Raw genomic sequence first — 26,133 nt, forward strand, 5'->3', positions numbered from 1 at the left:
CTCTCCGCGCCTCAGATTTTCGCCTTCTCCACTTCCACCTTCACGTCCCGGTTGTTCCCCGTCGGTCCCCAGTAGTTGAGCCGGAAGTTGACGTGGCCGTACTTCCCGATGAGCTGGGTCGGCTTGATCTTGATATAGGTGAGGGACTGCCATCCCCCCTGCTGGAAGCCCAGGAATTTCTCCCAGCCGTGGTACATGGTCACCCGGCCCCGCGGCTCGCCCGGCAGGATCTTCGCACGGACGACGCAGAACCCGATGTGGTTGTGGATCCGGATCCAGTCATTGTCGGCGATGCCGCGGGCCGCCGCGTCCTGCGGGTTCAGGTAGGCAATCGGCATCCCCCGCTGGAGCCGGAGCATGTACCGGTTGTCCCTCCAGGTGGAATGGATCGACCAGCGGCCGTGGGGGGTGTTCCAGTAAAGCGGGTATGGGTCGGTCACCTGCTCCTTGGATACGGGCAGCTCCTCGCCCAGGTCCAGGAACCAGGAGTGATCGATGTAGAACTGCTGCCTGCCCACGAGCGTGCGCCACGGCTTCTTCTTCTCCACCTGGTGCTTGAAAGGGGTATAGGCGATCCCCTCCTCCACGTCGGAGTTCCACACATGCGGGTCCGTGTTGACGAACCGCAAGGGGCGCGCCTGAAGGCCGGCGAACGTCATTCCCTTGGTCTCCTCGGAGTTGGCCAGGATGAAATCCGCCGCCGCCTCGTCTGTCCCGATCTTCCCGTCCCCGGACCATTGCCGGTGGAACGTCGTGAAGTCCCGCGTCCAGCCGAACTCCTCGTCCCTGTACGCCGCGAGCTTCCGCCGGAGGGCGATTTCTTCGATCTTTTTCGCCAGCGCGGAGAAGATGTCCCAGTCGGTGCGGCTCTCGAACAGCGGATCGAGGACCTTCGAGAACGGATGGATGAAGGAATGGCAGTCGGTCGTGTTCAGGTCGGTCTTCTCGTAATAGCTCGAGGCCGGGAGCACGACGTCGGAGTAGAGGGCGGTCGTGTCCATCCGGTAGTTGACGTTCACGATCAGGTCGAGATCGCTCCAGAGCGACGGGAGGATCTTCTCGTTCCCCTTGGCCTGGTTCAGGTAGTTCGCCCGCCAGACGATCAGGGATCTTGGCTTCTGCTTCCGATTGCGCGGATACAGAGGCATCCACCCCTTGGCGACGCTCTCCTCGATATACTCCTCGATCCGCTTGCCGTTGTACCGGTGCTCGTCCCGGTTCGAGGAGTGGACGTAGGTCCACAAGGTGGTGTTCTGGAACCGCTGCTTCTTCCCCCCCTCCGGGAAGGCGAGCTTCTTGAACCCCTCCTCGGGCCAGATCCGTTCCTGACCCACGTAATGGTTGAAGCCGCCGCCGTTCTTCCCCACGTTCCCGGTGAGCGCCACGAGGAGCATTATGGCCCGGTTGATCAGGTCGTTGTGGAACCAGTGGTTGGTCCCCGCGCCGTGGATGATCATCGCGGGCTTGCGCGTCCCCATGTCGCGCGCGAAGGCGACGATGTCCCTCGGGGAAAGGCCGGTCCGCCGGGCCACCTCCTTCAGCGGATAACGGTTCAGGATTTTGCGCAGCATCTCGAACACCGGGACCGCCGTGATCTTCTCCCCCTTCCGGCCGGACACGACGTATCTCCCCGTGAGCGCAGGCACCGCCCCGGAAAGGCCGATCGACCGGACCGGCGACCCCATCGAGCCGGGGGCCTTCCGGACGTCCCCCTCCTTTTCGTCGAAGAAGTAGAAGACCGAGTCGTTCCCGTCCTCCTCCAGGTCCGATTCCCGCAGGAACCTCCTTGTCTTCTCCACCACCAGGAGCGGCAGGTCGGTCTGTTCCCGGATGTAGGGGCCGTCGTAGAGATTCTCTTCCACGAGGATGCGGGCGACCCCGAGGGCCAAGTCGGCGTCGGTTCCGGGGGCGATCCCCAGATAGAGATCGGCGTGGGTGCAGCTCGAGTTGAAGTCCGGGGAGATCCCCACGATCTTCGCGCCGTTGTACCTCGCCTCGAAGGCGAAATGGGCGTCGGGGATGCGGGTCTGGGTGACGTTCGATCCCCAGAAGACGATCATCTTCGAGTTGAACCAGTCGGCGCATTCGCACGCTTCCGTCTGCACCCCCCACGTCAGGGGCTCACCCGGCGGCAGGTCGCAGTACCAGTCATAGAAGGACAGAAACACCCCTCCGAGGTAGTGGGCGAGCCGGGAGCCCGCGCAGAAGCTCACCGGGCTCATCGCGGGGATGACGCTGAAGAACGTGTTCGTGTCCGGCCCGTAGCGGTACACGTTCTCCAGGAGCCTGCCCGCCACCAGCTCCAGGGCCTCGTCCCAGGAGGCGCGCCGCCACTTTCCCTCTCCCCGCTTCCCGGTCCGGATGAGGGGGAACCGGAGCCGCTGCGCCCCGTAAACGTATTCGACGAAGCACGCCCCCTTCTGGCAGCCGCGGGGGTTGTAATCGGGCAGGTCCTTGCCGATCCTGGGGTAATCGGACGCCTGCTCCTCCCGCAGCATCACCCCGTCTTTCACGTATACCTTCCACGAGCAGGAACCGGTGCAGTTGGCCGAATGGGTCGAGCGGGCGACCTTGTCCCAGGTCCATTGCTTGTCGTAGAGAGACTCCCACCCCCGGTAGGGGTAGGACCGCATCGGGTCGTAGTCGAACCGGAAGCCCGAAACCTCGGGAGGCTTCTCCTTCCCGGTCCCGCAGGCGCCGAGTATCGCCCCCGCGGCAGACAGCGAGGACATCCAGAGGAACCGCCTCCGGGTGATCTTTCCATCCCCCATCATTTCCTCCTCGGAGCAAGCGATCGGATGTAGGCCAGGAGGTCGGACAGTTCCTCCTTCGTCAACCCGGCGCCCCCGGTCCCCGCAAAGGCGACCATCGCGGTCCCCGGGCGACCCCTCGCAATCGTCTCGAGAATCATCCCGTCATCGGCCCTTTCCTGGAAGGTCCGGCTGGAGAGGGTCGGCGCGACCTGGCCCTTCTCTCCGGGGTCGTGGCAGCCGGCGCACTGGCGGGCGAAAATCGACCCGCCGCGCCCGGCATCGCCCGCGGTCAGCTTCCTCTGCGTCGGTGCGCGGCGTTCCGGAAGCGCCGCGCCGCCCGCGAGGAAGTCCAGCAACTTTTCCAGGTCGGCCTCGGTCATCCCTCCCTCGAAGCCCGCCATGAGCGTCCCCGGCCGCCCGGTCAGGATGTTGGCCCGCAGGAACTCCCGGTCCACCGACGCAAGGAATGCGGGATTGCGGATCGCCGGGACGAACCGCCCCAGGTGCTTGTCGAAGACCCCGAGGGTCCCTTCCCCGTGGCACACACGGCACAGGCGATCGTAAAGCGTGCGACCGTCCCGCTCCCCGTGATCGTGCCCCTGGGAAAGGAGCCGGTGGCGGTCCCTCGCCACCGCCCGGTCCGGTAGTTCCCGTTCCGCCTGGAGCGAGAGCATGAAGACGGTGAGAGCGCGCGCCTCCTCGTCCGTGGGGTAGTCCGGCTTCATGAGGCTCTCCGCGACGATCCCCTGCGGGTCCTTGAAATGCAGGTCCAGCCACCGGTAGGTGGTTCTTTCCCCGTGGAGGTTCGCCATGACCAGCTGGTGCCTGGTCTTCAGCCCCGCGGAGTCCAGCGCCGCGCCGAGGGACCCGCCGAGTCCCCCCAGCCGATGACAACCGTGGCACCCCTTCTCCTCGAACAGACGGGCGCCTTCCGCCAGGACGGGCGCCCCCGCCTTCTCCATCGCTTTCGGGTCGTGGCAGATCCCGCAGGACGACTCCACCAGCTCCCGGGGAAGCAGGGGGAAGTCCCAGTTGGCGTCTATCGCCTTGGCCTCCGGGAAGTTCACTGCCGCCCCCTGGCCCCGGTGGCAGATCGTGCATCCGAACCGCTCCGGCGGGTGGATCTTCAGGATGTTGCCGGGGTGCGGGCGGAACGGGTTCGGGGCGCCGGCCATCACGGGGTTGTCCATCCCACGGTGGCAGGTGACGCACCGGTCGAATGCGCCCAGGTCCGGCACCACGATCTGGTGCAGCTCGATCGGGGCATCCCGCGCCTCCCGCTTCTGCTGCGGATCTTTCGCGCGCCCGGCCAGGAGCAGCGAATACTCCTTCTGGTACTTCTTCCACGGGACGAAGACGTTCTCGGAAAGCCCGGAGGCGACGAGGAACAGGAGAGTGACCAGGCTCGAGGCAAGCAGGAGTTTCTTCATGCCGCCCCCTCTAATGGACCGGCCAACGGGAGGGAGACCAGAAGAACTCCCAGTTGGGCCCCCGGAAATAGGTTCCGACCAGGGTAAGGACGATGAATCCGGCCAGGAAGCAGGTGAAGATCGCGATGGCGCCCAGTCGCGTGCTGTTTTCCCTGCGGATGATCCAGACGGAATACGCCACGTAGAGGAATGCAAGGACTGTCCCCGGGTTGAAGAAGGTGATGACGATCTGGGGGATCCCGGGGTACCAGCTGCGGAGCCAACCGAACCGGATGGCGAACGCCTCCACGGCGATCACCGCGGCGAGCCCGAAGACAGCGGACCGGAATGCGACCTCCCGGCCCCGGTAAGCCGCCCCGAACCAGACCCCGACTCCCTCGGTCTCGCGGTCCAGGTAGGGAATGAGGGAAAGCCCGAGGAGGGTGACCATGGGAATCAGCACCCCGCCCGCGAACGCGGAGAAGGAGACGATCTCCTGGAGCCCGAGGAAATACCAGGGAGCCTTTGCGGGGTTCTCCGGCACCAGCGGGTTGGCCATCTCCTTCAACGGAGCGTCCAGGAAGAAGGAAAGCGCGACGGTGACCGCCATCGTGAACATGAAGACGGCCGCCTCCGCGGTCATGAGGTGAGGCCAGGAGGGGAGCGTGTTCTCCGGCCCCCGGCCCACGTTGGGGCCCGTCCCCCGCACCACCGCCATGAGGCCGTAGCTTTTCTTCGGCGCCTGGGAGAAAACGGGTGTTACGTCCTCCCCTGGAGGCCCGAGCCTTTCGTCGGCGTCCGCGGGGCGCGACAGGCCGCCGTCCTTCCGGATCCGCCAGAAGTGCAGCCCCATGAACGCCGCCATCAGAAGGGGAAGGAAGAAGACGTGCAGGACATAGAACCGGATCAGGGCGTCCTCCCCCACGGAACGGGAGCCGAGGAGGAGTGTCTTCTGGAGTCCGCCGATGTCGACGTACCGGGTGATCCCGATGGCATCCGTCAGCTCCCTCGGAGACTGGGCGATGTTGGCGCCGATCGTCACGGCCCAGTAGGCGAGCTGGTCCCAGGGAAGCAGGTATCCGCTGAACGAAAGGCCGAGCGTCAGGACAAGAAGCACGAGGCCGAACAGCCAGTTCATCTCCCGGGGCTTCCTGTAGGAGGAGGTATAGAAGACCCGGGCCATGTGGAGCAGCACGGCGATCACCATCAGGTGGGCGCCCCAGCGGTGGATATTGCGCATGAACCGGCCGGTGGGGACGACGTAATGGATGTCCTTGATCGACTGGTAGGCCAGCACGGTGGACGGCTTGTAATAGAACATGAGGAGCAGGCCGGTCACCGTCAGGAGCAGGAACGAGGCGGCGCAGATGAGTCCGAGCCCCATCGTGTACGACCAGCGAAGGCTCCACCGGTGGATCCGCGTGCTGTGGATATGCAGGAACAGGTTCTGGAAGACCGCTTCGGCGCGGGAACGGTCGGTCACCGGCGGACCCTGGCGAACGAGGCTGTGCCACACCGCCCGGGGGACCCCTCTGAGGTTGGCTACGTACTCTTTCCAGGCCCCCACCACTTCTCTCCTTTCCCCTTCAGACCTTCAGGTACGTGCCAGGAGGCACCGGCTCTCCTTCGTCCACCACGAGCTCCCCGTCGGGCGCCTTCGTCACCTTGAGCCAGTCCAGTCCCCGGGGCGCCGGCCCTCCGATGATGCGCCCGAGGGCGTCGAAGCGGGAGCCATGGCAGGGGCAGTTGAAACCGGCGGGAACGGGAGCCACGATACACCCCAGGTGGGTGCAAACCGCCGAGATCGCGAAGACCCCTTCCTCCCCCCGGGATACGAAAATGTTGCGCCCGGCCACGTTGCGGTATTCCAGCTCCGGGATCAAGCCCGGCGGGCCGACCTTGACCTTCAGGGACGGGTCGGGGATGACCGACGGCTTGGGGAGGCGGAACATCCCCACGAGCGCCGTCGCCAGCGAGGTGCAGAACGTTCCCCATGCCGCCAGGGAGAGAAGGTCCCTGCGGCCGAGTGCCTTGCTCCGATCGTCTACGGACATCGCCATTCCTCCCGGAACGTGTAACGTTCCATGGTGATCGCGTCCACCGGGCAGCGCCTCTCGCAGTTGGCGCACCGGATGCACCGGTCCTCGTCCTTGATGATCGCGGACCACTTCTCCGCCGGGTCTCCGCCGCAAAGCGTTTCCCGCGCCCCGGGCGGCAGGGACAGTTCCTCCAGGGGCACGAGTTTCAGGCACAGCGTGGGGCAGACGTCGGCGCAGCCCCCGCAGAGGATGCACCGCTCCGAGTCGAAGATCGTGTTCACGCCGCAATCCAGGCAGCGGCTCGCCTCCGCCTCCGCGTCCCCCCGTCCGTACCCGGTTTCCACGGGGTGGTCGATCCTTCCCATGCGCTCGTCCACGGGTGCGACCGGGACCGGCTTGCGCGGCACCGATTCGTACCCTGCCTCCCGCCCGAACCGGTCGAGGACCAGGTGGGCCTCGACCGCCCCGGGGACGAGATCCCTGCCCGTCACCCTCCGGTAGATCGAGCGGGCCGCCTTCTTCCCACTGGCGATCGCGTCGATCATCAGGCGCGTGCCGTAGGCGGCGTCTCCCGCGACAAAAACCTTCGGGTTCGTCGTGGAAAGCGTCTCCAGGTCCACCTGGAGGAGCCCCCGCTCGGTCAGCGCGATGCCGTCCCGACCGGGGGAAAGGAACGAAAGGTCCATCACCTGGCCGATGGCAAGGATCACCGTGTCCGCCTGCAAGGCCAGCTGCTCGCCGGCATCGAACCGGGGGGAGAACCGCCCCGCCTCGTCGAACACCGAGAGCACTTTCTGGAAGACCACCTCCCGGACGCGCCCCTCGCCGTCGAGCAGGATCTCCAGCGGCCCCACCCGGTTGAACCGGCGGATCCCCTCTTCTTCCCCCTCGCTGATCTCCACGGGATCGGCCGGCATCTCCTGGAGCGACTCCAGGCAGCAAAGGGAAACCTCCCGCACCCCCTCCTGGCGCAAGGCGGTCCGCGACACGTCGACCTCCTCGTGCCGTATCGCCGTCCGGGAGACGTCGAACGCCACGGACCCCCCCCCGATCACAACGACCCTCCGGCCCAGCGGGACCGGCTCTCCGAGGGAGACGCTGCGGAGGAAATCCACGCCTCCCAGGACCCCTGCCCCTTCCGCGCCGGGAATCGCAAGTTTTCGCGAACGCTTTGCCCCCACCGCGATCAGGACCGCGGCGAACTCCTCGAGGAGATCGTCGAACCCGACGTCCCGCCCCACCTTCACCCCGCAGCGGATGGAGACACCCAGCGCCTCGATGACGGCGATTTCCTTCCGGATCAGGTCGCGCGGCAGGCGGTAGGGGGGGACGCCCAGGTGAAGCATGCCTGCGGGGACCGGCTCCCACTCGAAGATCGTGGGCCGGAAGCCTAAAAGGGCCAGGTCGTGCCCCGCTGCCAGCCCGGCCGGCCCCGATCCGACGATCGCCACCTTTTCCCCGGCGGCGGGGACGAACCGTCCCCGGACGCTCCCGCGCACGAGGGCCGCCATCTCCTCGGGCCCCCCGGATTCAGGATCATCCATCCCGCCGACCGCGGCGATGACTTCATCGCCATCAAACCCTGGGGATTCGGGGCCGTACTGCCCACAGGCAAATCGTTTGAGCGCCCGGATCGAGACCGGGGCGTCGATCTTCCCCCGGCGGCAGGCCGCCTCGCAGGGGGCGCCGCACACCCTTCCGCACATCGAGGCAAGAGGATTGGGACCTCGCGCAACCAGGTAGGCGCGCCGGTAATCGCCCGCCGCGATCGCCCGGATATACCCCCTTGCGTCCGTCCCGACAGGGCAGGCGTACTGGCAGCAGATCTGCTCCTTCCAGTACCCCCGGTCCGGAACCCGTACCTCGAAGGTTGCGGTCACGCTGGGATCGGTCTCTGGCATTCCCGCTCCTTCCGGCAGCTCCCCTCAGGAGATGTCGACGATCGTGGTCCCTTCCATCGTCTCGATGAAGTTGCTTTGCATTTTCTGCCACACCCGGTGCCGCCGGCAGGAGGCGCCGGGGCAATCGGGGTTCCCGATGATGCAGACGGGGGCGAACGACTCCGGCTCGAAGATCTCGAGTAATGTCTTCAGCGAGAGATTTCCGGCGGGCTGCTTGAGGCGGTATCCCCCCATTCTTCCGCGCACGGACTCCACCACGTCATTTTTCGAGAGCGTGTACAGGACCTTTGCCAGGTACGGCCCGGGGATGCGGAGACGCTTTGCCATCCCCCGCGACTGAAAATAGCCGCCGGGGGAGGATTCCGCGAGGGCGACAAGGACCCATAAGGCGTACCGGGTGGTCTTGGAAAACATCGTTTCCCCTTATGGGATATTCGGATGTGGAGGTATGGATATCACGGGCAATCCGGCGAGGCAAGGAAATTCTCCCGCGGAAAATTGGAACCGGGCAGGAAACCTTTGCGGTCCCGGAGAAGTCTATAGAAAAGCGTCGTGGGAAGAACCGGCGGCGGCGATTCCATCGCATCGCCGGACGCCGTATTGAATATTTTCCTCCCGTCTGCCGTTAAGTTGATGGCATCGCCATGGTTTTTGCGGACGGCAACCAACGAACCACCGGAGGCAGGTTGTGAGACTCTACATGCTGCTGGCCATCCTGTCGGGAATCATCCTCGTCGAGGGAGTCGTCGTGGAGCTCCTGGCGGTTCTCGAGAAAAAGGTTCCGCACCCCGTGCTTTCCCAGGTGACCGACCTGGGGAGGTACCTCAACCAGTGGATCCTGCCCATGGTGGGGCTGGCCGCGGCGGGGGCCGTCCTGCTCAAGATGGGGGAATTCTATCCCCTCGGCGCATTGCTCAAGGTTTCCGGCTCCGCGGTGTTTTCTCTCTTCCTCGTGGTGTTCCTGACCTACATGACTTCCGAGCCTCCATTGGAGGATCGCATCACCCGCTGAAGAAACCCCGCGGGCCCGCCTTCAATACGCCTTCAATACGTACGTCTTCAATACGTCTTCAATACGTTTGACACCGGTACGCCGTCCTGCGACCATGGAAACATCCGCACCTCCCGTCCCACCCATGCCGGCGAAGAAGGGGGAAGCACAGAGATGAAAAAAGTCGCCCTCGACCCGCTGAAATGCACCGCCTGCCGGACCTGCGAAGTCCAGTGCTCCGTCGCCCACTCCCGTTCCGGCAGTCTGTATTCCGCCATCTTCGAATCCCCGCCTTCCCTCACCCGAGTCCGCGTCTCCTGGGCGCCGGGCCTCAACGTCCCCGTCCGCTGCGTCCACTGCGAAAACGCCCCCTGCCTCCTCGCGTGCCCCGTGGGCGCCATCGAGGAGGACGGCCCCACCGGGACGGTCCAGGTCCGCGAGGAAAAGTGCATCGGATGCTTCACCTGCCTGCTCGTCTGCCCGTACGGCGCCGTCCGGCTCTCCTTCGACCGGAAGAAGGCATACAAATGCGACGGCTGCCGGGACCGGATCCGTGAGGGGCTGGCGCCCGCCTGCGCCTCCGGCTGCCCCACCCGGGCCCTCTCGTTTGCCGACTTCGACGAGATCGCCGCAACGAAAATCTCGGATACCGCCGCGCGGGAGGCTGCCGCCCTGGCCGGTGCGGGCGCTGGCGCCTCGCTCAAGCGGTCTTCCCTCGAACTCATTTTAACGATGCGGAAGGAGATGGCCCGTGGATGACAAGACGAGAAGGACCGGATACGAGAATCCCGGCGACCTGGAACTCTTCCGGAAGGCGGAGAAGGAGAACCTCCAGCTGGGGATCGACCGCCTGAAGAAAATGATGCCGCAGTGCGGGTTCGGCGAGCTGGGCACCTGTTGCGTCCTGTGCTACCTGGGCCCCTGCCGGATCGACCCGTTCGACAACGGCCCGAAACTGGGGGTCTGCGGGGCGGACGCCGACGTCATCGTGGCGAGGAACTTCCTCCGGGCGGCCGTCGGCGGCGCGTCCTCGCATGCCGGGCACGCGCGGGAGCTGGCCCTGCTGCTCCTTGCGGTCGCGGAAGGGAAGGCGCCGGGCTATGCGGTCCGGGACGAGGCGAAGCTGCTCTCCGTCGCGAGCCGGCTCGGGATACAAACGGACGGCAGGACCGGGCAGTCCATCGCCGGGGATGTCGCCCATAAGGCGCTCGAGGACTTCGGCCGGCAGGACGGCAAGCCGATGAACTGGATCCGGGCGCGGGCGACCCGAAAGGAATACGACAAGTGGGAAAAGCTCGGGCTCATCGTCTCGAACCCGCACAACGAGATCGAGACCGCGATGCACCGGACCTCGATGGGGAACGACGCGGACCCGCTGAACCTGTGGCTCGCCACCCTCCGAATGGGGATCGTGGACAACTTCGCCGGGCTGATGATGGCGACCGACCTCTCCGACATCCTCTTCGGCACCCCGTCCCCGAAGGTGGTCTCCGCCAACTACGCGGTGATCCGGGACGGCTCCGTCAATATCGCCTGCCACGGGCACAATCCGATCCTGGCCTCCAAGCTGGTGGAGTGGGCGGACAAGATGGAAGCCGAGGCGAAGGTCGCGGGGGCGGACGGCATCAACGTAGTGGGCGTCTGCTGTATCGGCAACGAGCTCGCCATGCGGTCCGGCGCCTCCTACGCCGGCCACCTGGCCCAGGCCGAACTGTTCCTCACGACCGGCGCCATCGACGCGATGGTCGTGGACATGCAGTGCATCTGGCCGGGCCTTACGGCGATCGCGAAGTGCCACAAGACGCGGTTCATCACGACCGTGCCGTTCGTCAGGAACCCGGACGCCATCCACGTCGAATTCGAGCCGGAAACGGCCGACGAGCGCGCGAAGGAGATCCTCCGGCACGGCATCGCGGGGTTCAAGGAGAGAAAAACCGCCGGCCTTTCGACCTGCATCCCCCGGGCAAGCGCGAAGATGCTGACGGGGATCTCCGTGGAGGCGCTGGTCTCCGTGCTGTCCGCCGCCAACGCTCAGGACCCGCTGGCGCCCGTGGTCGACGCCGTCGCCTCGGGGGACATCCTGGGCGCGGTCGGGATCGTCGGCTGTCCGAACCCGAAACTGCGGACCTCCTCGATGACGGAGAGGATGGCCGCCGAGCTCCTCCTTCACAACGTCCTCATCGTCACCACCGGATGCGTGAACCACATCCTGGCCCACGCCGGATTTTTGACCGGCGAGGCCACGGAGAAATATGCCGGGGAGAAACTGAAGAAAGTTCTCACGGCCCTGGGAAAGGCGGCGGGGCTGGGCGCTCCGCTCCCGCCGGTCCTGCACATGGGCTCGTGCGTCGACAACTCCCGGATCTACGACCTCCTTGCCGTGCTGGCCGGGAAGATCGGCATCGAAATCAGCCAGCTCCCTGTGGCCGGCTCCGCCCCCGAGTTCATCACCGAAAAGGCCATCTCCATCGGCAGCTTCTTCCTGGCGGCGGGGATCCTGGTCCACGTTGCCCCTCCGCCCAGGGTTTTTGGAAGCCCGTTCGCGATCGGGCTATTGACCGAAACGCTGCCCGGCATCAATGGAGGGAAGGTGCTGGTCGAAACGGACCCCGAGAAAGCCGCGACCGGGATCATCGCGCACATCCGGGCGAAGCGGCAGGCGCTCGGGCTCCCGCTCCCCTGAAGAACGAGGAAACCGGAAAGCCATCGAATGGAGCGAGTCGTCATCGTCGGAAACGGGTACGCAGGCCTCCAGGCCGCAAAGAGCCTGGCGCGGGAAAAGGGGCTTTCCGTCACGATGGTCTCCGCGGAAAGCTGCCCGGCCTACTGCCCGCACCTTCTTCCCGAGCTCGCCGCCGGCAGGAAGGAGCCTGCCGACCTTCACCTCTTCGACCCCGCCGGCTACGCTTCCCTTGGAGTGACCTGCAAGGCCGGCGCCAAGGTCGAAAAACTGTCCGTAAATAAAAGGACCGCCCTGCTCGCAAACCGGGAGACGGTGGAGTTCGACAAGGCGCTGATCGCCACGGGGGCGAAGGCCTGGGTCCCCGAAAGCCTGAAAGGGCTCCTTGCGCGGTGCGGGAACGTCATCACCATGAAACGCATGGTGGACGCGCTTGCGCTGAGGAATCTCCTGGATGCGGGCGCCGCCCGCATCGCCATCATCGGCGCGGGCAGGGTCGGGATGCTGCTCGCCGAGGCGCTGAAGGAAACGGGCGTTACGGTGTCCGTCATCGAGATCGGCCCCGGGATCCTGACGACCATGCTCCAGGCGGACGTGGCGGCAAGGCTTCATCCCGTTCTTTCGACACGGCGCCATCTCCGGTTCTACACGGGGGCCCACATCGATTCCGTCTCCGTCGACGGGGAGGCCGCGCGAGAGATCCACCTCGCAGGCGGCACGACCCTCCCTTGCGACGTCGTGGCAATCGCGACCGGCGTGGAGCCGAACACCGCGTTCCTGGATAGCAGGCTCGGGGACCCGGAGGGCATCCCCGTCGCCCCTACCATGGAAACGCGGGAGCCCGGGATCTACGCCGCGGGCGACGTCGTCCGGTTCGAGACCATCACCGGGAGAAGGGACGTCGGACAGCTGGTCGTCAACGCAAGGGCGCAGGGAGAGGTTGCCGCAAGAAACATCGCCGGACGGAAAGCCGTCTGCCCGCCCTCCTTCATCGGAAATATCGTGAAGCTCGATCCCGTCATCGCCGCGCGCATCGGGGACATCGACGGGAGCGACCAGGCCGATTTCACCGCGGGCAGGAGCTTCGCGCGCGTGACCCTGGAAGGCCAGGTGGTGATCGGGCTCCAGCTCGTCGGAGACCCGGAGGACTTGAGGGGGCTTGTGCCCGCGGTCCTCAAGAAATTTCCCCCGGGGGACCTGGGCATGCTGCTTCAGGGCAGGCTCGACCTTGGGCTTGCCCCGCTCCTGGCCTCGCGAAGCCTTTCATGGGCCTGAAAATCGCCGTGGCCGGCAAGGGCGGCTCCGGCAAAACCACGGTTTCCGTCCTGCTGGCGAAGATCCTTGCGGAGGACGGCCAGAAAGTCCTGCTGGTCGATCTCGACTCCGACCCCAATCTCGCGAACGCCCTGGGGATTCCCTCCGGCGGCGCGCCTCCCCTCGTGGAGAGGAAAGACCTCATCGCGGAAAGGACCGGCTCGACCGGCACGCCGGGAGGAATGTTCATCCTGAACCCCAGGGTGTCGGACATCCCCGGAACGCACACGCTGAAATGCTCCGACCGTGTCTCTCTCCTGCCCGTCGGGACCATCGAGACCGGCGGGGAGGGATGTTTCTGCCCCCAGACCGCCTTTGTGCGGGCGCTCGTCCGAAAGCTCGTCCTGGAAAAGGACGAGTCGGTGATCCTCGACCTGGAGGCGGGGCTCGAGGCGTTCGGAAGGGCCGTCGTCGAGGAGGTGGACCTCCTGCTGATTGTCGTCGAGGCGGGCATGCGCTCCGTGGAAACGGCGAAACGGATCCTCGGCATGGCTCCGGCGCTGGTCATCCGGAGCGTCCGCATCGTGGCCAACAAGGTCCGGCCCGGGAACCTGGACGCCCTGCGGCGTCAGCTGTCCGAGAAAGCGTTATCCGCGGACATCGCGCTCCGCTACAGCGAGGAGCTGGCGCTCCGGGACCTCGAAGGCAGGCCGATCTTCGACTACTTGGATCCGGAGTTCGAAACCGGGGTGCGTGCGGTCCTGCGTTCGCTTTAGCCCGCTAGGAATCCGTCGCCGAGGCGGGGTTGCCTCCGTGCGCTACCTCTCCTGGGCGGGAGCGAGCAAACCGCCGGCGCAGGAACCCCTGCACCTCGTCCAGATAGAGGTACACGACCGGCGTCAGATAAAGGGTGATCAGCTGCGAGAAGAGCAACCCTCCCACCACGGCGATGCCCATGGGGCGCCGGGCTTCGGCCCCCGTGCCGAAACCGACGGCGATCGGCAGGGTGGCCATCAGGGCGGACATCGTGGTCATCATGATGGGCCGGAACCGGACGAGGCATCCCTGGTGGATCGCCTCCCGGGGGCTCTTCCCTTCCTTCCTTTCCGCTTCCAGTGCGAAGTCGATCATCATGATGGCGTTCTTCTTCACGATCCCCACGAGCATGATCACCCCGACGAAGCCGTAGAGGTTCAGGTCCATGCGGAAGAGCATGAGCGCCATCAGCGCTCCGAGTCCCGCGGAGGGGAGCCCGGAAAGGATCGTCAAGGGGTGGATGTAGCTTTCATACAGGATTCCGAGGACGATGTAGATCACAAGGATCGCCATCAGGAGGAGGATTCCAAGCCCTTTCAGCGAGGCCTGGAACGCCTGGGCCGTCCCCTGGAAGCTCGTGCTGATCGTGGCGGGAAGCGTGGCGCGAGTCACCTTGTCCACCGCCCCCACGGCATCGCCAAGGGCAACCTCGGGCTTCAGGTTGAAGGAGATCGTCACCGAGGGGAGTTGCCCCAGGTGGTTCACCAGCAGGGGGCCCAGGCCCGGGGTCCTCTTCGTCACCGCGGCCAGCGGCACCAACGCGCCGGAGGTGGAGCGCACGTAAAGCCGGGAAAGGGCGGCGGGGTCTTCCTGGAAGCGGGGCAAAAGCTCCAGGATCACCTTGTACGTGTTCGTGGGGGTGAAGATCGTCGAGATCTGCCGGGTCCCGTAGGCGCTGAAGAGCGCGTCCTCGATCTGCTGGGCGGAGAGCCCCCTTACCTTCGCCTTGTCCCGGTCGATGGCGACGTTGATCTGGGGGTTCGCGATCTGCAGGTCGCTCGTCACGTCCTGCAAACCCTGGATCTCCCGCATCTTCGCCTCGAGGACGGGAGCCAACCGGTAGAGTTCGTCGGTGTCCGGGCTCTGGAGCGTCAACTGGTATTGGCTCTTCGTCAGCTGCCCCCCGATCCGTATCGGGGCGAGGACCTGCAGGAAGGCGCGGATCCCGGGGATCGCGGCCAGCTTCGGCCGCAGATCCTGGATGATCTCGTCGGCGCTCTTCCGTTCCTCCCGGGGCTTGAGCATCAGGAAGATCCGGCCGGAGTTGGAGGCGATGTTCGGACCGCTCGGCCCGATGCTCGACATGGCGGAACGGAGGCCCGGCTCGGTGCGGGCGGCGGTGGAGACCGCCTGCTGGTGCCGCGCCATGTCGTCGAAGGAGATCCCCTGGGCCGCCTCGGTGAAGCCGAAGATCGCCCCGGTATCCTCGTTCGGGAGAAACCCCTTCGGGATCACGATGAACAGGTAAACCGTGGCCGCCAGCAGGATAAAGGAAAGGAGGACCGTCGCCAGGCGGTGCCGCAGGACCCGCGTGAGCGTCCGGTCGTACACGGAGACCATGCCGTTGAACACCTTCTCCGATGCCAGGTAGAGGCGGCCGTGCCGTACCGAAGCATGCGGCCGCAGGAACCTGCTGCACAGCATCGGCGTCAGGCTCAAGGAGACGAACCCCGAGACCAGAATCGCCGCCCCGATCGTCACGGCGAACTCGTGGAGCAGCCGGCCCACGACCCCGCCCATGAACATCACGGGGAGGAAGACGACAGCCAGGGACAGGGTCATCGAAAGAATCGTGAACCCGATCTCCTTCGACCCCTTGAGGGCCGCCTCGAGGACCCCCTCCCCCCCTTCCATGTGCCGGACGATGTTCTCGAGCATGACGATGGCGTCGTCCACCACGAACCCGACCGCCAGGGTCAGCGCCATCAGGGAGAGGTTGTCCAGGCTGTACCCCAGCAGGTACATGACGGCGAAGGTACCCACGATGGAAAACGGCAGGGCAAGGCTGGGAATGATCGTGGCGGAGAGGTTCCGCAGGAACAGGAAGATCACCAGGACGACCAGGCAGACGGCAAGGAACAGGGTGAACTTGACGTCTCTCACCGAGTCCCGGATCGAGGCGGACCGGTCGTAGAGGATGGCGAGGTCCACGGACGCGGGGATCTGGGCGCGAAGGACGGGAAGGAGCGCCCGGATGCTGTTCACCACCTCCACCGTGTTGGTGCCCGGCTGGCGCTGAATGGCCAGGACGATGGCGCGGGTGTCGTTGTACCAGCTCGCCACCTTGTCGTTCTCCACGCTGTCCACGACTTGTCCCAGGTCCTGCAGGCGCACGGGGGAGCCGTTCCGGTACGCCACGACAAGGGGACGGTAGGCGGCCGCGTCCATCAATTGGCCGGCGGTCTCCACCGTGAATGCCTGCCGGGGACCCTGGAGGACTCCGGTGGGGAGATTCACGTTCCCCTGTTCGATCGCGTTTTTCACCTCGTCGATCCCCACGCCGCGGGCGGCCAGGGCGTCCGGGTCGACCCGGACCCGCACGGCGTATTTCTGGGAGCCGAAGACCTGGACCTGGGCGACTCCGGTCACCATGGAGATCCGCTGGGCGATGAACGTCTGCGCGTATTCGTCCACCGTCGAAAGGGGCTGCGTCGTGGAGTGGAGGGCCATGTAGAGGACGGGTTGGTCCGCGGGGTTGACTTTCTGGTAGGAGGGAGGCGTCGGCATGCCGGGGGGAAGCTGCGGGGCGGCCTTTGTGATCATCGCCTGGACGTCCTGGGCGGCGGCGTCGATGTTCCGGTCCAGGGCGAAGGTGAGGGTGATCTGGGTGAGCCCCAGCCCGCTGCTGGAGTTCATCGAGTCCACCCCGGCGATGGTGGAGAACTGCTTCTCCAGCGGGGTTGCCACGGAAGAGGCCATCGTCTCCGGGCTCGCCCCCGGAAGGTTCGCCGTGACCAGGATCGTCGGGAAGTCCACGTTGGGGAGGTCGCTCACCGGCAGCTGCCGGTACCCGAGGATGCCGAACAGGAGGATCGCCAGCATCACCAGGGTCGTCATCACGGGACGACGTATGAAGAGCTCGGTCATCGCCGTTCCCTTACCCGCCGAGTCCCGCCTTGATCTCCACCCGGGAGCCCGGGACGAGGCGCAGCTGCCCGTCGGTCACCACGCGCTCGCCCGCCTGGACCCCTTTCTCGATGACGGTTTCGCCGGCGCCCGTCTCCCCGGTGACGACGGGGCGGGACTCCACCGTCAGGTCCGGACGCACCACGAAGATATATTGCCCGCTCTGCCCGGTCTGCACCGCGGAAGCCGGCACGAGGACGGCTTTGGGCTTCGTGGCGAGGATCAGCGTGACGTTCACGAATCCCCCCGGCCATAACCGCCGGTCCTGGTTGGGAAACGTCCCTTTGAGCTGGATCGTCCCGGTGGCGTTGTCGACCGCGTTGCTGATGAAGGTGAGCGCTCCCCGGACGGGTTGATCTTCCTGTCCCGGGATCACGGCTTCCACCCCCAGCGTCCGGGCCTCCCGGTATTTCCGTATCCCGGCCAGGTACTGCTCCGGGACGGAGAAGGTGATGTAGATGGGGGTGACCTGGTTGATCGTGACAAGGGTCGAGTCGTTCGCCTTGACGACGTTCCCTTCCTTGATGAAGAGGGTCCCGGTGCGCCCGTCGATGGGGGACCGGATGTAGCAGTAGCTGAGCTGTACCCGCGCGTTCTCCACCGCGGCGTTGTCGGCGTTGACCGCGGCGGCCAGGGCGGCTGCATTGGAAACCACCTGGTCGAACTGCTGCTTGGGGACCAGGTCCTTTTCGATCAGATAGACGTATCGCTTGACGTCCTTTTCCGCGTTCTCCTTCAGGGCGAGATTCCTGGCCAGGTTCGCCTCGGCCGTCATCAGCGCCGCTTCGTAGGGCCGGGGGTCGATGACGAAGATGAGGTCCCCCTTCTTCACGTCCTGCCCTTCCCGGAACCCCACCTTCACGATCTGCCCGTTCACCATCGTCTTGACGGACACCGCGGAGTACGCCTCCGCCATCCCGATGGCGCGCAGCTGCACGGGCACGTCCTTCTGCACCGCCAGGGCCGCCATGACGGGGACAGCGGGCGGCTGCCCGCGGGGCGCCGCCTTCGAACCCGCGCTGTTCGAGCACCCTGTCAGGAGAAAAACCGCCCCGCAGAGAAAAATCAGCGGCCGCATTCCCCCGCGGACACGTATTCCCATTGACACCCCCTTCATCCCGCGCCGGACAGTTCCTTCAAGAGGAATTTTCGAATCCTTCTTTGCAGAATAGCGAAATGCGTTCGGATGCGCCACACTTCTTAGAGGCTCGATGGTTGCAAAGTTTCCGGGAAGTTATTAAAATACAAGGATAATGTGGAACTACAGGTTCGAATCGACCGGGGGCGGGGAACAACGGTAAAAGGAGAGTCGACGCATTGAAAATCAAGGTGTTGGGCGCGTCCGGGTCCGAAGTCCCGGGCCACAACTGTCCCGCTTTCCTGATCGACGGCAGGATCCTCCTTGACGCGGGGACGATCGCGAACTCCCTCAACATCCGGGAGGAGCACAGCCTTCAGAATATCTTTCTCACGCACGCCCACCTCGACCACATCAAGGGGATCCCGTTCCTCCTTGACAACCTGGTGACCCGGAGTACCGGGAACACCATTACCGTCATGAGCGGGAAGGACGTCCTCGACGACCTGAAAAAGAACATCTTCAACGACAGGATCTGGCCGGACTTCAGCAAGATCCCCACCCCCGAGCGCCCCGTGCTGAAATACCAGGCCTTCTCCCCGTCGAGCCCCGTGACGATCGACGGATACAAGGTCGTGATGGAAAAAGTCCATCACACCGTGCCGGCCTACGGATATATCGTGGAAAACAACAGGAAGGAGGCGATCGCCTACACCGGCGACACGGGGCCGACCGACCGCTTCTGGAAAACGATGGCCGTCCATGACGTGAAGTTTCTCATCATGGAGACCTCTTTCCCCAACCGACTGGAAAAGCTCGCGCTGGCGAGCGGGCATCTCACCCCCTCTCTCCTGGAGAAGGAGATCGCGAAAATGCCGGTCCCGCCGACGAGGATTTACTTGATGCACCTCAAACCGCAGTACATCCCGGAAATCGAGGCCGAGATCGAGGCGCTCGAGCACGACAACGTAGACTTCCTGAAAGAGGGGGAGGTGATCACGGTCTGACCGACCTCCAGGACGGGAGGACGTACCTGCCGTCAGGAGATCTTCGGGTCACGAAAGACCAAAGAACGCTTTCAGTTTTTTCAGGAACACTTCCTTCCCGCTGACGCTGGCCCGAGAAAGCTCCGCTCTTTTCTTTTGCTCGATATTCATTTCTTCTCTCTGCGCGAGGATGGCGCTCAACTTTTCCAACAGATCCGGATTGGCCTTGATCACCGGCTCAATGTCTTCCTTGGAGATTTCGACCAGGTGGACCTCGCTCGCGGCGATCACGGTGGCCTTTCTCCTCTCTCCGGTGAGAAGCGACATCTCTCCGAAAAACTCCCCTTCCCGGAGGCTTCCAACCACGGCATCATCACGATAAACGTTTAACAACCCCCGCCTTACGATGAAAAGCGAATCTCCCTCGTCCTTCTGTCGTACGACCACTTCGCCGATCCCGAAGACCTTGACATGAACCCTTTCCGATAACCGTTGGAATTCCTCTTCGCTGAGCGATTTGAGGAGATCCGTCCGCTGGAGACTGGCAAGAAGGGTCTTGTCGTCCACGGCAAATGGTTCCTGGGGAACCTTGTTGATGATTTCCCGGTGGGGAAAGGGAATGCTGTACCCTTCCCTCGTGATGGCATACCAGATCTTCTTCAACACGCTGCCCCGGGTCGGAAGGTTGGACGAGTAATCATCGAGGAAGTACTTCAAATCGTACTCGATGCTGCTATCGAGGAAATTATGCACGATGACAACCGGCTTGGGATCCTTCATGATGTGCTCTTCCTGCAAGAGGATCCGGCTCATTGTTTCGATGGCTTTCTCGGGAGGCAGATCATATCCAAGGCCGACCTTCAAATGGACCGCCGTCTTCTCGCTCTCTCCCCTGGTGCCCAGGTTCAGGACGATGTTCTGCATAATATAATTGTTGGGCACCAGGACTTTGTGATGATCCAATGTTCTCAGCGTCGTATATCGGAAGCCCACATTGACGATTTCGCCGGTGATGTCGTGGTCTTTGATGGAGATCCACGTCTTTCTTTTCAGGTTTTCGTCACCCTGAACATAAAAACCGGAAAAGATATTCGCAATGGTCGTCTGCATGGCAAATGCGACTGCGGCCGTCAATACCGTCGTCGTCGTTAAAATAGAGGAAACATCGATCCGGAAGATAATCCTCAAGGACGCCATGGCGAAGACGATATAGACCAGGATGGTCAGAAGGTCTCGTTGGAAGGAAGGGACCTGCTTGTTCATTCGGTAATACATGTAGATATCGACGACGAGATAGGTCACGAAGTTGGCCAGGCAAACCACCACGATGAGGGTTTGCACATTTCCGATCATTTCTCCGTAGGGAGGAGCGGCCTTGACCTGCGTCTCGAGAAGGAGAATGACGAATCCCAGCAGCGCGATCTTGATGGTTGCCTTGACCTTGGAAAACGACATGCCCGCCTGGAAAAAGGCATTCAGGCAATAAACGGCGATGAAAAACAGGAGGACGGCGGAAAGGATGGCGATTTTATTGATCAGGATGTAGCTGACATCCATCAGGGAGGACATCCCGCCGAAGAGCTGTGAGGTCATGATCCCCTCGATTTCCTGAAAAAGAGTGTCCTTCGTAACCCGTTACGATAGCCGCGGAGAGAGGAAACGTCAATCGGCATGCGGTTTATTTCTCCGTCATGGTCCAGACGCCTTCCCATTTCTCCGGCGGATGGTCGATCAAGGCCCGGCATTTCCGGGCATAGGCGGCGGCAGGGGGATCGGTTTTTTCCGTCGCCAGGAACGACTCGAGGGCCACGGAAAACCTTCCCGCGTAGAATTCCTGAAGCCCCTTGGCGAATGTGGAAAGCGGTTTTTCGCGGGCGGCGAATTCTTGCGGGGGCAACAGCTCGAAGATCCGCACCGGTTCCTTCCTCCCCACCACGGCGACCCGGGAGATTTCCCGGGGGGCAAACCGGTCTCCCAATGCGCTCCGCATGGCTTCCGAGGCCAGGACATAGGTGCCGAATTGCTTGTTGATCCCCTCGAGCCGGGAGGCGAGGTTGACGGCGTCTCCGAAAATCGTGTAGTCGAATCGGTTGCGGGATCCCATGTTGCCGACGACGGCGACCCCGGTGTGGAGACCGATGCGCATGAACAGGTCCTTGCCGATTTTTCCCCGGATGACGGGACGCAGCTCGGAAAGCTTCGCCTGGCAGCGAACCGCGGCGCGGGCGGCCCGCTCGGCGTGATCGGGCTGCTCCAGGGGGGCGTTCCAGAACGCGATGATGGCGTCGCCCACGTACTTGTCGAGGGTCCCGCCCTCTTCGTGGATGATGTCCGTCATCGCCGACAGATACTCGTTGAGCAGCCCGGTCAGCGCCTCCGGGTCCAGGCCTTCCGCAATGGCCGTGAACCCCTGAAGATCGGAGAAGAAAATCGAGAGGGTCCGCCGCTCGCCGCCCAGTTTCAAAAACTCCGGGTGCGCGATGAGCTGCTCGATGACGTCGGGGCTCAGGTACTGCCGGAAGGCGTTTTTGATGAACCGTTTCTGTTTTCCCTCCGTGGCATAGTTCACGGCCAGCGCGCCGAGGAGCGACAGGGAAACCGCCGCCTGCTGGACGACCAGCGGAAGCCAGCTTCCCTTCCAGTAGGCGACAAGAGACAGCAGGACGGGCAGGGGAAGACAGACCGCGAAGAACAGCATGCTCTTCCACGCGCTCCGGGAAAAGGTGACCGGGATCGCGGACAGCAGTGCCAAAAGGAGCGTCAGGGCCACCACGGCCTGCGGGGCCGCATCCGCCAGGAAATCCCCCTCCATCAGGTTGTCCAGCGCCGTCGCAAGGATCTCGGAACCCGGGAACACGCCACCGACCGGTGCGGGCCGCAGATCGTAAAGTCCCGGCGCGCTGAACCCGAAGATGACGTGGCAGTCCCGGAAAGCGTTCGGGTCCCGGATGACCGGGTCCTCTCCGTCCTGAAGGCGCAGCTCGGATTGGATCACGGCAGCGACGCTGTACTGCCGGTAGGTCGTCCCGGATGCACCCCGGAAACGGAGAATGGCGTACCCTTCTTTATCGATCGGTACCGTCTTCCCTGCGATCGCCATCTCGCCCGGTCGAATCGCAACCCCGGACCCCGGGGATGCAACCAGCAGGCTCGCCAGCGCAAGCGAAGGGATCGCTTTCCCGTCGAAGAACCGGAACAGCCGCACTCGCCGATACACGCCATCGGGATCGGGATTTTGCTGGACGTCGGCAAGGATCGCCGCCCGGGAGGCTATTTCCGGAATGGGGAACAACGCCCGGGACGCGGCGACGCCGTCACGGGCCGGGCTCGCGGACAACCATTGCTCCAGCCCCTTGATCTCCAGCGGAACCGCCGGAATCGTGCTCGGCCAGGCGGTTGCGCTTCCGGTTTTTTCCCCGAGGAAAAGCGCGCCCACGAATCCTTTGTGGCTGCCGATGGCGCTTCCAAGGGCGAGATCGTCCGCCACGCCGTATTTGGAGGGCTCCGTAAAAAGAACGTCGAAAGCGACGCTTTTCGCGCCGACTCGCTTGAGATACCCGAGGATGGCGCCGTAGGCTTCCCGCGGCCATGGCCACGACAGACCGTTTTCCTTCTGGCCCCAGTCGAGGCTTTGCTGGTCCAGGAGAATCAGGCGAATCTTATCGGTGGAGGGGGCCGGCCGGGCCATGCGGCTCACGCGCCAATCCCATGTGCGGTATTCCCATCGGTCCAGCCAGCCGGCCGCCCACAGAAGCGACGCCACGGCGGTGGAAGCGAGCGCCACCAGCGCCCCCTCCAGGATTTTTTTTCCGGCGGGAGGGAATTCCACTTTCGCTAGATCTTCCCCAGAGCCTTGCGGAATCTCCCCTGCCGGGCGGAAACCTCGAATGAGGCCGCACCGACGACGTTCAAGGATTCGATGTCGTCGATCCGGCTTTTCGGCGAAGGATGCGTTTTGGCGAAATCGGGTCCGCCGGGCTTGAGATTTTTCTCCATCTCGCTGAGCATCGCGATCAGCCCGTTGGGGCTGTAGCCGACACGGGAAAGTATCGTGACGGCGGCAGCATCGGCCTCCCGCTCGAAGCTGCGGGAATACCCGTTGTTGATCATGGTGGAGGTAACATCGCTGATCGAGCCCTCGAATGCCTTGGTCAGATCGGCAAGTTCCTTGCTGCCGAAGGTCTTGGCGCCCTCCGCGGCCAAGGTCGTCAACGCTTGCGTCAGCCGGCTCTTGTCGATCGCCTGAAGCCCGTGCCGAAGCTGGACGTGCCCGATTTCGTGGGCCAGCACGGCGGCGACCGCATTCTCGCTTTTGCAACAGCGCAGCATGCCGCGGGAGACGAAAATCAGGCCTCCGGGCGCCGCGAAGGCGTTGACCTCTCCCGAATCCAGGATCAGGAAACGGTAGCCGCCGAACGTCTCCGGCCGGTCGGAGGCTTGCGCCAGGGTCTGTCCCAGGAGGTTCAGGTAGTTGTTGGCCTCGGCGTTCGTGTAAGGCTTGTACTTGTTGACGATGACCGCCCCGACGGACCTTCCGATGTAATATTCCTGCTCCGGGGTGATATCCTCGAAGGACTTTGCCACAGCCGAAGTGGTTTTGGTAATCGATTTCGCCTGATCCCCCGTCACGAGCCCCTTCGATTGAGCCACCGATGTGCCTATTTTCGCCGCTTCTTCGAGAGTTGCGCAGCCCTGCCAACCGGCCAGGCTTACGAGGAGGAACGCGAATCCTGTCGCGCAGCGCAGCCTTCTCATTTGCCACCTCCCTGGACGGGGGCCAGGTCCCCTTCACGGAGGAAGGCGCTGATTTTTTCCTGCGGGACTTTCATGGTCTGCATCCTGTCGATCCAGGAGAAGTCGATCTCCTGGTGCTTCCTCTTGAATTCCGCCTCCACGTCGGCGTTGAATCCCTTGCCGGCCAGGGCCAGCTCTCCGCTGGAGGCCGCAATCTCCGCATCCTTTTTGCTGGCCTTGAGGACGATTCTCTTTTCACTCAAGGCGGAGGAATGCATCCATCCGGGAGGGCCTTTCCCGGGGGGGACGATTCGGATCCATCCGTCCTTGTCCTCGAGGACCTCGACGCGATCGCCGTAGGATAAGGTCGCGAGGATTTTCCCCAGGAAGGAAGGAGTCGCCCTCACCTGCCCCTGTTTCACCTGCACGCTCATCTCCTTCCTGCCCTCTCCCACGGCCGCGGAAACCGTCAGGAGCACGAGGCAGGAAACCAGCAGCACGTAAAAACGCGCGATCATTGCATCCCTCCATGTTCCGGAATTCGCCCGATCCATAAACTTACCTGTAGCGAGGCGCTCGGGGTTCCACCACTTCGGCCAGGGGCCCGGTCAAACGAAGTCCCGAAAAACGTTCCTTCCTGATGATGAAGTCTTCTGTGAGACAATTCAAGCGTTACGACTGCGAGCACACCCGGGAGATTCCTCGGAGGAGGGCAAAAACATGGGCAAGAAGATCGTCATCATCGGTGGAGTCAGCATCGGGCCGAAGGCGGCGGCCCGGGCCCGCCGCAGGGACCCCGACGCGGACATCACGATCCTCGAAAAGGGGGAATACCTCTCGTACGCGGGGTGCGGCACCCCGTATTTCATCGCCGGGAAGATCGTCGACTACGAAGAACTCATGATGACTCCCGCCGGGATCGTCATGGATACGGCCTTCTTCAAGAACATCAAGGCAGTCCACGTGCACAACAAGACGATGGCCGAAGACATCGACCCCCTGGGGAAGATCGTCCGGGGAGTGAATGTGGACACCGGGGAGCGGCTCGAATTCCCCTACGACCAGCTTGTCATCGCCACCGGATCCATGCCGGTCCGTCCCTCCCTGCCCGGGATCGATCTCCAGGGTGTGCACGTGCTGAGCAACCTGGAGGAGGCCATCGAGATCCGCAAGGAGGTGGAAGACGGCAGGCGGCGTGTCGTCATCGTCGGGGCGGGTCTTATCGGGATGGAGATGGCCGAGGCCTTCGCCGCCCGGGGAGCCGAGATCACGATGGTGGAGTTGAAGGACCAGGTTCTGCCCGCCCTCCTCGACAGGGAGATGGCGTTCCTCGTGGAAAAGCATCTTGCGGCAAAGAAGGTGACCGTTAAAACCGGTGTTGCCGTCCAGGGGCTGTCCGGCGACGACCAGGGTCGGGTCACCCGGGTGGTCACCACCCACGGCGACCTCCCGGCCGACCTTGTCCTCGTCGCGGTAGGAGTCCGGCCGAACGTGACGCTGGCCGCGGCGGCGGGGCTTGCCATCGGACACCGGGGAGGGATCGTCGTCGACGAGTACCTGCGGACCTCGGACCCGGACATCTTCGCCGGCGGCGACTGCGTTGAAAATCGTCACCTCCTCACCGGTGAGCCGGTCTACGCCCCGAGGGGATCCACTTCGAACAAGCACGGCCGCGTGATCGGCGACAACCTGACCGGAGGCGCCACGCGATACCCCGGCATCCTCGGTTCGACCATCCTCAAGATCTTCGACTACAATGTGGGGTCGACAGGGCTCGGCGAACGCACCGCAAGGGAGCGCGGTTACGACGTGTCCACTTCGCTGACCCCCGGGCCGGACCGGGCCCACTACTATCCAGGGGCGAAGCTCCTCGTGCTCAAAGGGGTGGCGGATCGGAAGACCGGTACGCTGCTGGGACTTCAGGCGGTCGGCCCCGGCGAAGCGTCCAAGCGGATCGACACGGCGGCCCTCGCCATCGCGCAGCGGATGACCCTTGGCGAGATCGCGTCAGCGGATTTCTGCTACGCTCCCCCCTACTCCGGGGCAATGGACAATCTGGTCCATCTCGCCAACACCCTCGAGAACAAGGTCATGGGCCTCGCGGTGAGCCGGTCGCCTCTGGCGATCCGGCGGATGATCGACGAGGGAGAGGACTTCGTCCTTCTCGATGTGCGGACCCTGGAAGAACACGTGGACGCACGGATCGCGGACCCGCGGCACCGCTTCATCCCCTTGGAGGAGCTGCGGGAACGGGCCGCCGAATTGCCCAGGGACAAGGAGGTCGTGGCGTATTGCCAGACGGCCCTTCGGGGGTACGAGGCGATGCGGATCCTCAAGGGGGCCGGGTTCGGGAAGGCAAGCTACCT

The 26,133-nt window shown here is 64.1% G+C and carries 19 protein-coding genes; 7 read left to right on the forward strand and 12 right to left on the reverse strand.

What is annotated here, in order from left to right; all coding sequences use genetic code 11:
* Positions 1-11: 11 nt before the first annotated feature.
* The 6 genes from A2Z13_10645 to A2Z13_10670 are packed head-to-tail and all read right to left on the reverse strand — an operon-like array spanning position 12 to position 8,516.
* A complete protein-coding gene (locus tag A2Z13_10645; GenBank protein OGP80701.1) occupies positions 12-2,774 on the reverse strand; it encodes a hypothetical protein in 2,763 nt (920 codons plus the stop codon).
* Complete coding sequence (locus tag A2Z13_10650) at positions 2,771-4,183, reverse strand: hypothetical protein (protein ID OGP80702.1); 1,413 nt, start codon at positions 4,181-4,183, stop codon at positions 2,771-2,773. Before A2Z13_10650 ends, A2Z13_10645 begins: the two co-directional genes overlap by 4 nt.
* A 10-nt stretch (positions 4,184-4,193) precedes the next feature.
* A complete protein-coding gene (locus A2Z13_10655; protein ID OGP80703.1) occupies positions 4,194-5,732 on the reverse strand; it encodes a hypothetical protein in 1,539 nt (512 codons plus the stop codon).
* A 16-nt stretch (positions 5,733-5,748) separates the two neighbouring features.
* On the reverse strand, positions 5,749-6,216 hold the full coding sequence (locus A2Z13_10660) for a hypothetical protein (GenBank protein ID OGP80704.1): 468 nt from the start codon (positions 6,214-6,216) through the stop codon (positions 5,749-5,751).
* Entirely contained in the window at positions 6,207-8,102 is a 1,896-nt protein-coding gene (locus tag A2Z13_10665; GenBank protein OGP80705.1) for a hypothetical protein, read from the reverse strand. The genes A2Z13_10660 and A2Z13_10665 overlap by 10 nt, the downstream gene beginning before the upstream one ends.
* A 24-nt stretch (positions 8,103-8,126) precedes the next feature.
* Positions 8,127-8,516, reverse strand: coding sequence for a hypothetical protein (locus tag A2Z13_10670; GenBank protein OGP80706.1), 390 nt, complete (start codon positions 8,514-8,516; stop codon positions 8,127-8,129).
* Positions 8,517-8,802: 286 nt separating this feature from the next.
* Between A2Z13_10670 and A2Z13_10675 the strand changes: the two genes are divergently transcribed.
* From A2Z13_10675 to A2Z13_10695, 5 genes are all read left to right on the forward strand, one after another.
* Positions 8,803-9,114 (forward strand): hypothetical protein, encoded by a 312-nt coding sequence (locus A2Z13_10675; GenBank protein ID OGP80707.1) that lies wholly within the window; start codon positions 8,803-8,805, stop codon positions 9,112-9,114.
* Between the two features lie 153 nt (positions 9,115-9,267).
* Positions 9,268-9,852: a hypothetical protein gene (locus A2Z13_10680; protein OGP80708.1), complete on the forward strand. Its 585-nt coding sequence runs from the start codon at positions 9,268-9,270 to the stop codon at positions 9,850-9,852.
* The gene (locus tag A2Z13_10685) at positions 9,845-11,776 is read left to right on the forward strand and encodes a carbon-monoxide dehydrogenase catalytic subunit (protein ID OGP80709.1); all 1,932 of its coding nucleotides are present in this window, start codon (positions 9,845-9,847) and stop codon (positions 11,774-11,776) included. Before A2Z13_10680 ends, A2Z13_10685 begins: the two co-directional genes overlap by 8 nt.
* A 27-nt stretch (positions 11,777-11,803) precedes the next feature.
* Positions 11,804-13,048 carry a hypothetical protein gene (locus tag A2Z13_10690; GenBank protein ID OGP80710.1) on the forward strand — a complete coding sequence of 415 codons (1,245 nt, stop codon included), beginning with the start codon at positions 11,804-11,806 and terminating at the stop codon, positions 13,046-13,048.
* Entirely contained in the window at positions 13,045-13,803 is a 759-nt protein-coding gene (locus A2Z13_10695) for a hypothetical protein (protein OGP80721.1), read from the forward strand. Before A2Z13_10690 ends, A2Z13_10695 begins: the two co-directional genes overlap by 4 nt.
* A 4-nt stretch (positions 13,804-13,807) precedes the next feature.
* On the opposite strand, the gene A2Z13_10700 is transcribed toward A2Z13_10695, so the two are convergent.
* The gene (locus A2Z13_10700; GenBank protein ID OGP80711.1) at positions 13,808-16,930 is read right to left on the reverse strand and encodes an acriflavine resistance protein B; all 3,123 of its coding nucleotides are present in this window, start codon (positions 16,928-16,930) and stop codon (positions 13,808-13,810) included.
* A gap of 10 nt (positions 16,931-16,940) precedes the next feature.
* Positions 16,941-18,047, reverse strand: a complete 1,107-nt coding sequence (locus A2Z13_10705; protein OGP80712.1) for an efflux transporter periplasmic adaptor subunit — start codon at positions 18,045-18,047, stop codon at positions 16,941-16,943.
* Between the two features lie 239 nt (positions 18,048-18,286).
* On the opposite strand from A2Z13_10705, the gene A2Z13_10710 reads away from it, so the two are divergent.
* A complete protein-coding gene (locus A2Z13_10710) occupies positions 18,287-19,054 on the forward strand; it encodes an MBL fold metallo-hydrolase (GenBank protein OGP80713.1) in 768 nt (255 codons plus the stop codon).
* A gap of 48 nt (positions 19,055-19,102) precedes the next feature.
* On the opposite strand, the gene A2Z13_10715 is transcribed toward A2Z13_10710, so the two are convergent.
* The 4 genes from A2Z13_10715 to A2Z13_10730 all read right to left on the reverse strand — a co-directional run bounded on the left by A2Z13_10715 (position 19,103) and on the right by A2Z13_10730 (position 24,285).
* Positions 19,103-20,626 carry a hypothetical protein gene (locus A2Z13_10715; protein OGP80714.1) on the reverse strand — a complete coding sequence of 508 codons (1,524 nt, stop codon included), beginning with the start codon at positions 20,624-20,626 and terminating at the stop codon, positions 19,103-19,105.
* Positions 20,627-20,711: 85 nt separating this feature from the next.
* Positions 20,712-22,820, reverse strand: coding sequence for a hypothetical protein (locus A2Z13_10720; GenBank protein ID OGP80722.1), 2,109 nt, complete (start codon positions 22,818-22,820; stop codon positions 20,712-20,714).
* A gap of 47 nt (positions 22,821-22,867) precedes the next feature.
* Positions 22,868-23,788 (reverse strand): peptidase M48, encoded by a 921-nt coding sequence (locus A2Z13_10725; GenBank protein ID OGP80715.1) that lies wholly within the window; start codon positions 23,786-23,788, stop codon positions 22,868-22,870.
* Positions 23,785-24,285: a hypothetical protein gene (locus A2Z13_10730; GenBank protein OGP80716.1), complete on the reverse strand. Its 501-nt coding sequence runs from the start codon at positions 24,283-24,285 to the stop codon at positions 23,785-23,787. Before A2Z13_10730 ends, A2Z13_10725 begins: the two co-directional genes overlap by 4 nt.
* Positions 24,286-24,487: 202 nt before the next feature.
* Here A2Z13_10730 and A2Z13_10735 point away from each other — a divergent pair.
* On the forward strand, positions 24,488-26,133 hold a 1,646-nt coding region (locus tag A2Z13_10735), incomplete at its 3' end, for a pyridine nucleotide-disulfide oxidoreductase (protein ID OGP80717.1).

It is taken from the genome of Deltaproteobacteria bacterium RBG_16_64_85, assembly GCA_001798885.1.
In the GTDB taxonomy this organism is placed as follows: domain Bacteria; phylum Desulfobacterota; class Deferrimicrobia; order Deferrimicrobiales; family Deferrimicrobiaceae; genus FEB-35.